Raw genomic sequence first — 11,636 nt, 5'->3', positions numbered from 1 at the left:
AGTCTGCGCCGGATCTGCACCGCTTCCTGGGCGGTGGTCAGGGCTTCTTCGGGGCGTCCGGTCTCAGACAGCTGAGCACCGAGGTTGGACAGGGAGGTGGCGAGGTCGGGTTCGTGGGCGGCGGGGTTTTCGGCTGCGAGTCTGCGCCGGATCTGCACCGCTTCCTGGGCGGTGGTCAGGGCTTCTTCGGGGCGTCCGGTCTCAGACAGCTGAGCACCGAGGTTGGACAGGGACATGGCGAGGCCGGGTTCGTGGGCGGCGGGGTTTTCGGCCGCGAGTCTGCGCCGGATCTGCACCGCTTCCAGCTCTGTGGTTAGGGCTTCTTCGGGGCGTCCGGTCTCAGACAGCTGAGCACCGAGGTTGGACAGGGCGGCAGCGAGGTCGGATTCGTAGGCGGCGGGGTTTTCGGCTGCGAGCCTGCGATAGATCTCCGTCGCTTCCTGGGCACTGGCCAGGGCCTCTCGGCGGTGTCCTGCCTCAGACAGCCGGTTGCCGAGGTTGGACAGGGAGGTGGCGAGGTCGGATTCGTGGGCGGCGGGGTTTTCGGCTGCGAGCCTGCGATAGATCTCCGTCGCTTCCTGGGCGGTGGCCAGGGCGTCTCGGCGGTGTCCGGCGTCCGACAGCAGGTTGCCGAGGTTGGACAGCGACCGCGCGAGGTCGGGTTCGTAGGCGGCGGGGTTTTCGGCTGCGAGCCTTCGCCGGATCTCTGTCGCTTCCAGGGCGGTGGCCAGGGCCTCTCGGCGGTGTCCGGCGTCCGACAACCGGATGCTGAGGCTGGACAGGGTGGCAGCGAGGTCGGTTTCATGGGCGGCGGGGTTGTTGGCTGCGAGCCTGCGCTGGATCTCCACCGCTTCCCGGGCGGTGGCTAGGGCGTCTCGGCGGTGTCCGGCTTGCGACAGCCGGATGCTGAGGCTGGACAGGGAGGTGGCGAGGTCGGGTTCGCGGGCGGCGGGGTTGTTGGCTGCGAGCCTGCGGTAGATTTCCGTCGCTTCCTGGGCGGTGGCTAGGGCGTCTCGGCGGTGTCCGGCTTGCGACAGCTGGATGCCGAGGTTGGACAGGGAGGTGGCGAGGTCGGGTTCGTGGGCGGCGGGGTTTTCGGCTGCGAGCCTCCGCCGAATCTCCACCGCTTCGTGGGCGGTGGTCAAGGCGTCTTGGCGGTGTCCGGCTTGCGACAGCTGGATGGCGAGGTTAGAGAGCGACCGTGCGAGGTCAGGTTCGTGGGTGGCGGGGTCGTCGGCTGCAAGGCCGCGGTAGATCTCCGTCGCTTCTTGGGTGGTGGTGAGGGCGTCTCGGCGGTGTCCGGCCTCAGACAGGCGGACGCCGAGGTTGGACAGCGACCGTGCGAGGTTGGGTTCGTGGGCGGCGGGGTCGTCATGTGTCAGTTGCCGGTCGGCCTGGGCGAGATGGGCGGTGAGTCGTAGGGCGAGAGAGGTGGTGATACGAGAGGGGTGGGGCAGCGCGGCTGTGGCAGCCTGGACGGCTTGGTATGCGAGGGGGGTGGTGTCGAGGGTGGTGTCCAGGGACTGCAGGAGGTGTTCGCTGCGATTGATGCGGCCCGCGTTGTAGTGGGCTATAGCCGCGCGAACTAGGACGGTGATGATCTGGGCTTGCTGGGCGGGGCTTCCTGCAGCGAGGAGGGCCGGCAAGGCAATGTCGTCCTGCTGCAGTAGTTGTGAGGCGTGATACTCGGCAACGCGGTCGGGTTGGAGTGATCCCCAGTAGCGTCCGGGTTCGGCTGGGTAGAGCCGGGCCAACCATGCTGCAGTACGGGCGGCTTTGTCAGCCGGCAGATCGGTGACTGTGCTGAGGACGTCTGTAGCTGCGTCGGTGGTGGCGGCTCCGCACAGAACCGCGACGGCGACGGCGGCTGCCAGCGTGGTGGTTGGCAGGTTCAGCCTGAAGGCTGGGGCTTGGGCGCTGTCTTCCCAGAAGCTTCCTTCGTGCTCCAAGAGGATTTCTTCTGCCGGGGTATCGGGGAACGCATCGGCGGGTTTGGGGCCGTGCTGGAGCAGGGTGACCAGGGCAGTCAGCTGAAGGGTGAGGGCGTTGTCATAGCGGGGGTGGCGCAGGTCGTCGGGGGGCTGGAGGGCGACGGCCAGAGCGCTCCAGTCGTGGTCGGGAACGGTGTGGACGTGGGGCAGCAGTCGGGCGAGGTCGCCGGCGGCGGAAGCGAATGCGGTGCGGCGGTCCTGGGCGGCCCGGCTGTGGGGGATGAGTGGGGCGAGTTCGATGGGCTGGGCTTGATTGAGGAGTCTGCGGGCTGGCGCGTCGGCTTCGCGCAGAGCGGAGTCGGTGCGCCACTCGCCGTCGGAACGGGCGAGGAGCAGCACCCTGACACGGTGGCGGGAGCGGTGCAGGCGGGTGATCAGGCGGCGCACCAAGCGGGGACGGGTCTCGGCATAGTCGACGACGATGAGCAGAGGCAGGGCGGTGGCGAGGGGTGTGAGGTCGGGTGGGGTGTCGTGGTCGGTGAGCTCGGGGCGCAGGTGTCCGGTGGCCCAGCCGTCGTGGCTGAGGAGGTCGGTGAGGCGTCGGGCCAGACGGGTTTTGCCCTGCCCGCCGGGCCCGACCCATACCTGTACTGCCGTCGTGGGCGGGCCTTCCTGGCACCAGGCGCGTAGGCCGGTGAGTTCGCTGTCTCGGCCGAAGAAGGTCACAGCTTCGGCGTCGGCACGCAGGAGGGAGGCAGGTGAGTCCAGAAGACGTTCGGACGCCGCCGAGGTGAGCAGGGCGGCGGGTTCGACGGGTTCCAGAACGGGTTCCCAACCGGTGTGCTCCGTGACCAGGGTGCGGAAGCCGGCGTCAGTGAGAAGGTGGGCGGCGGGTGTGGCGGTCAGGCGGGCGCCCGCGCCGGCTTGACGGTCGCGGCGCATAACCCCGCACAGCATGTCTCCGCCGAGGCCGTCGTCGGTGAGGAGTGCCGCGCCGGACATGCCTGCCCACCAGCTGCCGGCCGACAGCCCGGCCCCTGGAATGGGGTCGGTGCTAGCAATCTCGTAGCGGCCAGCCAGGGCACCGGTGCCCGGTGCGATCAGGCCGGTCAACTGCTCGTCCAGACGCCCGCCGTCGTCGGGGTCCTTCTGCATGCGTGGGAAGCCAGTCGCGGTCACCTGGTGCTGCCGGGTGCCGATGAGCAGGCCGTAACGCTGGGGCGGCCGGGCCAGCAGATCCTTCAGGGAGGGCGGAGTCTGCCAATCTTCGCCGTCGCTCACCTCAACCAGCGCGGCGTCCACTTTCTCGTCCCAGCGCTGCCAGCGCACAATCGCTGGGAACTCCTGCTCGCCAGTGTCGGGCAAGCACACCGTTACTGGTTTCCGTAATGCCTGGTCCATCCCTTCCAGCACGTGGGCCGCGGTCAGGACCAGGCGAGGAGCGATCAGATAGCCCGAGCCGAACCCCCGCTTCTCAGTGCCAGCAATAGTGACCCGAAGCTGGGCCCGGCGGTCGAACTCCACGCGCTATCCCCCGTTTTGGACTCTCGACGTGCGGTGCTGCGGGTGGGCCAGGACTATTCGGTGTCCCTGACGTTAATGTCACCGCCGCCGGGCTGGTGCGGGGTTAGCTTCACCGTCACCGTGTGAGTGGCCTTGCGGCCGCTCTCCTTCTTACCGCCCAGACTGATCACGCTCCAGCGCAGACCGCCGTTGACCCCCTTGGTACCGGTCAGCTCCAGACCGAGGTCCAGCGTGATCTCCCCCAGCGTGAACAGCACACCCTTGTCACCCGCCCCTGCTGGGGCGGCAATCCTGTTCTGAGCCTCGGCGATCTGATCCCGTAGCAGGGTGATCGCGTCCGCCAAGTCCATCCACTCTTCGTCCGCACCGCTTCCACTGCTCATCGATGTATCCCCCTCCGTCTGGAAGCGCGCCCTCCCTCGCAGGTCGGACGGGAGGGTGTATTCGGCTCTCTGTCTACACGTAAACCGGCAGAAACTGTTCCCCGCTGAGCGTGGTCACCCGTGACCTCCTGGTGACCACCCGTCAGGCTTTTTACCAGTTGATCGGGGTCTGCCTGTACGAAACGGCAGAGAAAGTGTTCGCCCGGCCGCGAGATACCTTCAGCCGCGCCCGGTGTGCAGCTGATGCCGATGGATGCGATCGCGATGACCGTGCTGCGTCCGCTGCGCGTACCTCGCCGGACTCGCCGCGGTGATCACGGTCGGAGTGGCCGTACCGTACGCCGAGGAACTGCGCCGCTGCCTGCCTGCTACATCGTGCTGAAGTGACGGGTCAGCACCCTCGGTCGTAGATCGCCCGCAGCCACGATTCCTTGACGGCGGCCGTCCGCGCGAGCGTGTACCGGAACGCATCTCGAGACGGCTGGAACGGGTAGTACGGGTGCGGCGGCAGCGGGTCGTCCCGCTCCACACCTGCCGGCAGCCCGCCGACCGCGGGCAGCCGGGAGCGGTGTGGCGGGAAGGCAAGTTCGGCCCAGAGCGCCGCATCCATGGGCACCGGCACTGCCCCGGCACTTGGCTGCCACATGGCTCCGGTCCGCGGGTGGACCGGCACCGGCAGCAGGTCGGCCGCCGGTTCGCCGAACCCCGGTCCCGCCATGTCCAGCCGCTTCGCACCCTCACCGGAGGGCACTAGCGCGCCCAATGCCCGGCCGAAGAGGTCCGCGACTGGCCCGGTCGCCACCTCGACCGGCACACCCCCGGCAGCCATCACCACCTGCGCGAGGGCCACGCCCGCCGGAATGTCCCGGTAGCCGCTCAGTCGGTGCCACAGCGCGCCCGTTGCCAGCAGCTCCGCCCAATCCATGATCGGCTGCTCAGGCGGGGCGGGCAGCCGCACCACCGCCTGCGGGACAAGCCGCACGACCTGCCAGTACCCGCAGTCGTCCATCCTCGTTCCGACGGGCAGATCGCAGGTCAGGCAGGCGAGGTTCGGCCCGTCCCTTCCGTCGATTCCCATGCAGTAGCCCCCGGCCCGCTCAAGGATCAGCCGCGTGCCGCGCATGTCGCCGGGCGCGAGGAGAACGCTGTCCGACGGTCCGTCGGACAGCGCGCCGAACGGCACGAAGCGTCCCCGCTCCGCCGCCTCGGTCGCCCCGACCTCGTCCCACTGCCGCCAAGGCGGTCCGTACGGCGCGGGGTCGACAGCGTAGGAACCGGCTTCCAGCAGTGGAGGGTGCAGCGTCTCCCAGTGAGCGTCGGCCAGGTGGACTGGCAATGCCACCAGCGACACCGGCGCCGTCAGGACCGCACCACAACCAGCACACCCGAACACCGCCAAGCTGTCCCCTCCCGCCGTCGAAGCCGCTGAATTCCACCAAGCACGCGGACCGGGGAGCAAGGGATTTTCAAACGACGTCAAACGCCCAACCGACAAGCCGCGCAGCTTTTGGCGTACGGTCACGGCCTCAAAAAACCGGGACCGCGTTGAGCAGCCGCTGAACGTGACGCATACGGTTGGTCAGCCGCTCAGGATCAAGCCCGTGCCGGCGAGACTGCCGTCGACCAGGGATGAGCGCAGCGGCGATGCTGACGGAGGCGAAGATGCTGTCGGCCCAGCACTCGTACGGGCGGTGCAGGCGGCGCGTACGGCAAGCCCGCTGTTGCCTGCCGGGCGGCGTGCCGCCGGCAGGCGATGATCGTAGGCTGAGAGCGCTCGGGGCCCCTTTGGAGGTTTGCCATGCCCCGCAGCATCTGGTCCGGTGCGATCAGCTTCGGCCTGGTCACGGTGCCGTGCCATGTGGTCAGCGCGTCCGAGGACCACTCGGTGCGTTTCCACCAGTACCACCTGGAGGACATGGCCCGGGTAAGGGTGCGGAAGTTCTGCGAGGCCGAGGACCGCGAGGTCCGCTCGGATGAGATCGGCAGGGGCTACGAGCTCACGAAGACCCAGGTCATCCCGATCACGGATGAGGATCTGCGGAACCTTCCGCTGCCGACGGCGAAGGCGCTGGAGATCCACGGGTTCGTGCCCTGGGAGTCCATCGACCCGTTGCGGATCGGTGAGGGCTACTACCTCCAGCCGGACGGGCAGGTGGCCGCGAAGCCGTACGAGCTGCTGCGCCGGGCCCTTCAGCGGTCCTCGCGGGTAGCGGTCACGAAGTTCGCGTGGAGCGGCCGCGAGCGGCTCGGACTGCTCCGGGTGCGGGACGACGTGATCGTGCTGCACGCCATGCGCTGGCCCGACGAAGTCCGCGACCCCTCGGAGCTGTACCCGCCGGCGGCGGACGTCTCCGATGCGGAGGTTGATGAGGCGGTGGAGCTGATCGAGCGGATGACCACCGACCGGCTGGAGGGCCCCGACTTCGTCGACCAGTACACCGAGGCGCTGGAGAAGGTGATCGAGGCGAAGCGTGAGGACCGCGAACTCCCAGCCGCGCCGGAGCTGGAGAAGCCGGCGGGCCAGGTCCTCGACCTGATGGCCGCGCTGCAGGAGTCCGTGGACAAGGCGAAGGTCTCCCGCGGCGAGGACACCGGCCCCGGCGGGCAGGTCCATGAGATGCCCGCGAAGAAGGCCGCTGCCCAGTCGCCCGCGAAGAAGCCGGCCATGAAGAAGACCACCACGGCGAAGACCACCACGGCGAAGAAGACCAGTGGGAAGAAGGCGGCCGCCCGCAAGCCGCGCCGCAGCGCATAGGTGGTGTGGGGGGCAGGGCCCTGCGGGGTGGCTGGGTCAGCTGGCCTGCCTTACCGCGTGCAGGGAGCCGGTCAGAGTGCCTTCCTGCTGTTCGTAGTGGGAGAGGGCGAGGCCGAGGGCCATGAAGGTGGGTGCCCATTCGCCGACGAAGATTCCCCACCGGTCGGCGCGCGCGAGGCCTGCCTGCTCGGTTCTGAGGCTGGTGAACCAGGACGCGAAGCTGAGGCCGATGGAAGCGACGCCGGCGAGGTAGGCGTGTTCGCTGCGGATGCCCATGTCGTGCATCTTTTTGATCACCATAGGGACTCTCCTGTCTGCGTCGGGTTCTGTCTGAGTACCGCACAGAATTCGGGTCATGTGTCCTGTATAGATGCATTTGCGATGGTGTTCTTGGCGGCGGCCGGGCGGCAGGTTGTGGGACACCGGAGGCGCAGTCGAGGTGTGGGGTGTGCGATTTCGGCGACTCGGGAGAGTGGTTGGGACAACAGCCCCCGATGGTCCTCCACCTCCTCGGCGGTGGAGGACCATCGGGGGCTGTGCGGGGGCCGCATGTCATGCGGGTGACAGACCGGGGAAGAAGTGAGTGGGTCCTGTTTCCCGGCCTCCAGGAGAGTTCATGGCTTCCGTGGGCGACCGCCGGTCTCCCGCCGACCAGGCCACGGCTGACAAGATTGCCCGGCTCAGCGAGGAGAACGCACAGATGCAGCAGGCGGTCGCCTCGCACGCGGTGATCGACCAGGCGCTTGGGGTGATGGCGGCGGTGTGGAAGGTGCCGCCCCGCGATGGCTGGGAGGTGCTGCGGGAGGTGTCCCAGTCGCTGAACATCAAGCTTCACACCGTGGCGGCGGAGATTGTGGACTGGCCGCTGGGACGGCCGATGTCGCAGTCGGTCTCCCGGGAACTGGATGCCCGCGTGGAAAACTGGCGGCAACGAGCGCCGCAGCCGGGCCAGGCAATGGATGACGGACACGCTGCCGGCGGCAACGGCGCAGCCTGAGGGCAGCCGTGGACGCCATCGGCCGAACCCCTGGGTCTCCTGTCGCTGTCGGCCGTGCTCGCCGCGAGAGCCGGCCGCGGTCCCGTCGCCGGTCAGAGGCGGGTGTCGACGAACCGCACGGCGGTGCCCCACCGCTCCATGACGGGGGCCATGCACCACTGGCACAGCGGGCTGCCGCCGCTGCCGTACCTGTGGGTGGTGCGCTGGCAGCCTCTGCACGGGCCGACCCGGTCGCCGGGGCAGACTAGCGCGGACGGGTCGGGTTCCGAGATCGGCGGCACGGGCGTGGTCATGGGTGATGTTCCTGTTCCGGGCGGCACGTTCTGGCCGCCCTCACCCGCAGAATATCGGCCGTTCTGGCACGGTTGTTCGAACCGCGCCGGGGGTGGAGTGCCGGCCGCGAGCAGGCGGGCCGGGAGCCGGCGGTGTCGTCAGGCGGCTGGTCCTGCGTGCCCCGCAGCGCGTCGAGGATCGAAGACGCGTCCGGTATGCCCTTCTCGATGGCCCGGAGGGCGACCGCGGCCATCGGGTCGTCGTTGGCCAAGTCGTACGCCCGGTCTGCGACGTGGGTCGCCGCTCGGATCTGCATCACCGGGACCACTCCGTACTTGAAGATCGCCACCAAAGACCAGGTGATGGCGGCGATGCTGGACAGAGTGGTTCCGCCGTGCAGGAGGCGGAGAAGTTCGGGGAGGGGCATCGGCACGGCAGGACTCCAGGTTCGGGACAGGGCTCTTTCGCCCCTTGGTGCGCGGGGTGGGGACAGGACAGTGACAAGGCGGCAGTGCTTGTGTCGCGGGCTGGCTGAGTGCCGGGTGGACAAGGGGCGGCGGAGGGTTTTGGCGGCACTGTGACCGGTGCGGGAGCTAGGCGTGCAACTCCCCTGCCCCATCTGGAGCGCAAGCACTTCCCGCCCGGCCGCGATCGGCCCCTACACCTGGTTATGGGGGAAACCGAGCCGGATGTGACAGCTGATTTGGGCGACGTCTCGCGAGCACATGACCGGCACGGTCCGGCGCTCCCTGAGCCGCGCAATGCCTGCCAGCGGCCGGGTACGCCGAAGGCCCGGACCGTGTGGTCCGGGCCTTCGGCGGGCGGGTGGTCGGGTCAGTGCCGGAGGTCGACCAAGAGCGGCGGGGTGCGGTGGCCGGCGGTGTCGGTCCGGGAGATCACGACGTGTCCGGCGGGGAGGGTGTGGGCGAGGTCGGAGGCGGACCAGCGCTCGCGTTCGACCTGTTGGACGGTCACGGCCCGTGCGGTCGGTGCGGTGCCGGTGACGGCCTGGCGGAGCAGGTGCAGGGCGCGGCCTGCGGCGGTCTCGGCGATGAGCTGCCGGTCGGTGACGGTGCGGGTCTCGGTCCATGCGGTGCCCCAGGCGTCGGCGGAGTGCCGGCCGTCCGCCGCGGTGAGCCCGGCCGTGGCGACCCGGCAGCCGACCGCACCGAGCAGGGGTGCGCGCAGGGCGGGCGCCACGTCGTCCAGTGTGCGCAGGGCCAGGACGGTGCAGGCGTGCGCGGTGCGCAGCCGCTGGATGCCGTGGACGGCGGGGACGGTGACGGTACCGGGGACGTCGTCCAGGACCAGGCAGGCCAGCAGGGACCGGTTGGCGCGGTGCGTCACGGCGGCGAGGAACTGCGCGAGGACCAGCCAGGCCAGGACGCGCGGGACGTCGGCGTGCCCGCACGCCGGCAGCTCGATCCGCACGCGCACCGGCCGGTCCACATCCCGCAGGCAGTACCCGCCCGCAGAAGCCAGGGAGTTGCTCAACGCGGGGCGGTCCAACAGGGCGAGCCGGTCGGCGAGCAGCATTCCGGCGTCGCCCGGCATCGAGGACTGCCGCACCCGGGCGTCCAGGTCCCGCAGCATCCCGGTGTGCCCGGCCGCCTCCAGGAGCCGGCGGAGCTCCGGGAGCCGGCCGGGCGTGCCGTCGAGGAGCTGGCGCAGTTCGTCGAGCGCGGGCAGCCGCCCGTAGGCCGCGGCGAACGGTCCGAGGAGCTGGCGCAGCACGGCCGCCGTCCGCTGTGCCCCGGCGTCCCGGTCGTGGGCGAGGTCGCCGGTGAGGGCTTCGGCTAGGACGGCGGCCGCCTCGTCCGGGTCGGTGATCCCGCCGTACAGGTTCAGGGCGTGCGGGGAGGCGGGATCCCCGAGCCGGACCACGACGTCGTAGGCGCCCGGCGGCCCGTGGTCGGCGGCGGCCGTGCCCACGACCACGACCGCCGCCCGCCCGGCGAGGGCCTGCACGCCCATCGCTTCGGCGACCGGGCGCACGATCCGGTCCGTGCCGTGCGGCCCGGCCGGGCCGACCACGAGCAGCGACGTGCCTACCGTGTCCGGGCTGAGGGCGACGTCGGCCGCGCGGTAGGCCCACGGGTTCCGGCCGGTGTCGGCCGCGGTACCGATCCGCACCTGATGGCTCACCAGGTCGTGCGGCGCGGACCGGCCGGGCAGGTCCCGGGCCCCGGACGGATGCCCGCAGGCCGCCGCTCCGTCCCGGAGCACGGCGCGGGTGAAGTCCTCCGGCGTCCGGTGTCCGGCGCGGACCGCCGTCCAGGCCTGCGTGATGCGCGCGTGGTCGACGTCGCCCATCACGCTGGCGACCGCGTCCGCGGTGAGCCGGTCGGCGGCAGCCGCGGCACCCGCCGCCCTCAGGTGCGGCCACAGGGCCGGGTCCTCACCCGGCAGCAGCAGCGCAGCCTTGACCGGAGAGGCGGCGGTCCGACGCGGGGCGGCATAGCGTCGCCAGACCTCCGCCCACCGCCCCGCCCGCGCGGCGGCCACCACCAGGACGGCGACGATGAACGCGTAGTAGCCGTAGTAGGTGACCCGCAGCAGTCCCGGCCCGGACCGGCCGTGCACCCAGTCGTCCGGGGCGAGCAGATCCAGCGGCACCAGCCACCACAGCCCGAGATAGCCGTCGTAGAGCAGCGACCAGACCACCCAGGCGAGCAGCCCCCAGAGCACGGCGCCGCCGACCAGCCGGGGGCCGGGTGTGGGCTCCGGTTCCTGCTCCAGTCGCGGCTGGTGCCCCGCCCGCCAGATCCCCACGGCAGATGTCGGGCGGGCGGTGCGCAGCCACGCGAGGAACGCCGCGCCCGCTGCCGTCACGGTGGGCGCGTGGGACGGCATCGGCGGTATCGGTCGGGCAGGGCAGCCCGGTTGTTCCTGCTCGGTGCCGCTGGCGCCGTACAGGGTCACGCCTGCTGGTAGGTGACGGTGGCGGTGGGGCACTGTTCGGCGAGGCGGTCCAGGGCCTGGACTTCGGCGACGTCCGCGCTCAGGCGCCAGCGGAGTTTGTCCGCGACCCAGTCGACCGTGTACTTGCAGCGGTCGGCCGGCACGGGCAGCCAGTCCGCGGGGTCCTTGTCGGCCTTGGACCGGTTGGAGCTCCCGGAGACGGCGATGAGGCTGTTGGGTGCGCCCTGGTCGTTGGCGTACGCCTCCGTGCGGGCCGCCGTCCAGGCGGCTGCGCCTGAGTCCCAGGCTTCGGCGAGGGGGACCATGTGGTCGACGTCGAGTTCCTTCGCCGAGGTGACCCATTTCTGGTCGTACTCGGAGAACCAGCGGCCCCCGCTCAGCGCGCACTTCGGGCCGACCTCGGGGGCCTCCAGCGCCTCGGACAGGATGACTTCCTTGCGGGTGTCGCAGCCGTCTGTCGGGTTCTCCCCGCGGTTCCAGTGCTTGAACTGGTCCCGGCTGTAGCCGTCCCGGGTGCCTTCCTCGGCTTCCGGGATCCAGGACAGGGCTTCGAACAGCGGCACGCCCTCTGCTGAGGGCGGGGCCGTCCGGGCAGCCGCGGCGGACACCACGACTGCCCGGTGCTGTTGAGCCGACGTGGCTTCGGCGGGGGCGGCGGCCGCGGGCGCGGGCGCGGCGAGCGGAAGGACGGGCAGGGCGAGCGCGGGCAGAGCGCGCAGCACGTTCTTGATCACGCCAGCGGGTCTATCGGCGGCGGAGACCGGCCCGCCCCTCGTACCCCGTTCGTGTCCCCCGAGTGGGCCATCGGATTCACCGCAGAAACGATCAGCGACGACAGGACCAGCCGCCGC

10 protein-coding genes are annotated in these 11,636 nt (G+C 70.5%); 2 read left to right on the top strand and 8 right to left on the bottom strand.

Annotated features, from left to right (window positions below):
* From ACIRQ9_RS35675 to ACIRQ9_RS35665, 3 genes are all read right to left on the bottom strand, one after another.
* Window positions 1–3,455, bottom strand: a 3,455-nt coding sequence (locus ACIRQ9_RS35675; RefSeq protein WP_404183328.1) for a tetratricopeptide repeat protein, incomplete at its 3' end; no start/stop codon positions are given.
* A 53-nt stretch (window positions 3,456–3,508) separates the two neighbouring features.
* Entirely contained in the window at window positions 3,509–3,838 is a 330-nt protein-coding gene (locus tag ACIRQ9_RS35670; protein ID WP_404183325.1) for a trypco2 family protein, read from the bottom strand.
* A 391-nt stretch (window positions 3,839–4,229) separates the two neighbouring features.
* On the bottom strand, window positions 4,230–5,231 hold the full coding sequence (locus ACIRQ9_RS35665; RefSeq protein WP_404183451.1) for a hypothetical protein: 1,002 nt from the start codon (window positions 5,229–5,231) through the stop codon (window positions 4,230–4,232).
* 405 nt (window positions 5,232–5,636) lie between these two features.
* Between ACIRQ9_RS35665 and ACIRQ9_RS35660 the strand changes: the two genes are divergently transcribed.
* A complete protein-coding gene (locus ACIRQ9_RS35660; protein WP_404183322.1) occupies window positions 5,637–6,593 on the top strand; it encodes a Ku protein in 957 nt (318 codons plus the stop codon).
* Between the two features lie 36 nt (window positions 6,594–6,629).
* On the opposite strand, the gene ACIRQ9_RS35655 is transcribed toward ACIRQ9_RS35660, so the two are convergent.
* Window positions 6,630–6,893, bottom strand: a complete 264-nt coding sequence (locus tag ACIRQ9_RS35655; protein WP_404183319.1) for a hypothetical protein — start codon at window positions 6,891–6,893, stop codon at window positions 6,630–6,632.
* A gap of 316 nt (window positions 6,894–7,209) precedes the next feature.
* Here ACIRQ9_RS35655 and ACIRQ9_RS35650 point away from each other — a divergent pair, with 316 nt between their 5' ends.
* Complete coding sequence (locus ACIRQ9_RS35650) at window positions 7,210–7,590, top strand: ANTAR domain-containing protein (RefSeq protein ID WP_404183316.1); 381 nt, start codon at window positions 7,210–7,212, stop codon at window positions 7,588–7,590.
* Window positions 7,591–7,682: 92 nt separating this feature from the next.
* Here the strand turns inward: ACIRQ9_RS35650 and ACIRQ9_RS35645 are convergent, their stop codons facing one another.
* The 4 genes from ACIRQ9_RS35645 to ACIRQ9_RS35630 form a co-directional block, all read right to left on the bottom strand.
* A complete protein-coding gene (locus ACIRQ9_RS35645) occupies window positions 7,683–7,883 on the bottom strand; it encodes a hypothetical protein (protein WP_404183313.1) in 201 nt (66 codons plus the stop codon).
* Complete coding sequence (locus ACIRQ9_RS35640; protein WP_404183310.1) at window positions 7,880–8,290, bottom strand: hypothetical protein; 411 nt, start codon at window positions 8,288–8,290, stop codon at window positions 7,880–7,882. The genes ACIRQ9_RS35645 and ACIRQ9_RS35640 overlap by 4 nt, the downstream gene beginning before the upstream one ends.
* Window positions 8,291–8,697: 407 nt before the next feature.
* Window positions 8,698–10,716, bottom strand: coding sequence for an ATP-binding protein (locus ACIRQ9_RS35635; protein WP_404183307.1), 2,019 nt, complete (start codon window positions 10,714–10,716; stop codon window positions 8,698–8,700).
* A 65-nt stretch (window positions 10,717–10,781) separates the two neighbouring features.
* Window positions 10,782–11,519, bottom strand: coding sequence for an HNH endonuclease family protein (locus ACIRQ9_RS35630; RefSeq protein WP_404183304.1), 738 nt, complete (start codon window positions 11,517–11,519; stop codon window positions 10,782–10,784).
* Between the last annotated feature and the right edge of the window lie 117 nt (window positions 11,520–11,636).

It is taken from the genome of Streptomyces sp. NPDC101237 (genome assembly GCF_044767465.1).
GTDB classification, from domain to species: domain Bacteria; phylum Actinomycetota; class Actinomycetes; order Streptomycetales; family Streptomycetaceae; genus Streptomyces; species Streptomyces gramineus.
The sequence above is the reverse complement of the archived record's forward strand: the minus strand, read 5'-3'. Positions and strand labels throughout refer to the sequence as shown.

What these genes read in the sequence shown, in the direction of transcription:
- ACIRQ9_RS35670 (WP_404183325.1), bottom strand. Translation starts at nt 3,838, where the DNA reads ATGAGCAGTGGAAGCGGTGCGGACGAAGAGTGGATGGACTTGGCGGAC.
- ACIRQ9_RS35660 (WP_404183322.1), top strand. Translation starts at nt 5,637, where the DNA reads ATGCCCCGCAGCATCTGGTCCGGTGCGATCAGCTTCGGCCTGGTCACG.
- ACIRQ9_RS35655 (WP_404183319.1), bottom strand. Translation starts at nt 6,893, where the DNA reads ATGGTGATCAAAAAGATGCACGACATGGGCATCCGCAGCGAACACGCC.
- ACIRQ9_RS35650 (WP_404183316.1), top strand. Translation starts at nt 7,210, where the DNA reads ATGGCTTCCGTGGGCGACCGCCGGTCTCCCGCCGACCAGGCCACGGCT.
- ACIRQ9_RS35645 (WP_404183313.1), bottom strand. Translation starts at nt 7,883, where the DNA reads ATGACCACGCCCGTGCCGCCGATCTCGGAACCCGACCCGTCCGCGCTA.
- ACIRQ9_RS35640 (WP_404183310.1), bottom strand. Translation starts at nt 8,290, where the DNA reads ATGCCCCTCCCCGAACTTCTCCGCCTCCTGCACGGCGGAACCACTCTG.
- ACIRQ9_RS35635 (WP_404183307.1), bottom strand. Translation starts at nt 10,716, where the DNA reads ATGCCGTCCCACGCGCCCACCGTGACGGCAGCGGGCGCGGCGTTCCTC.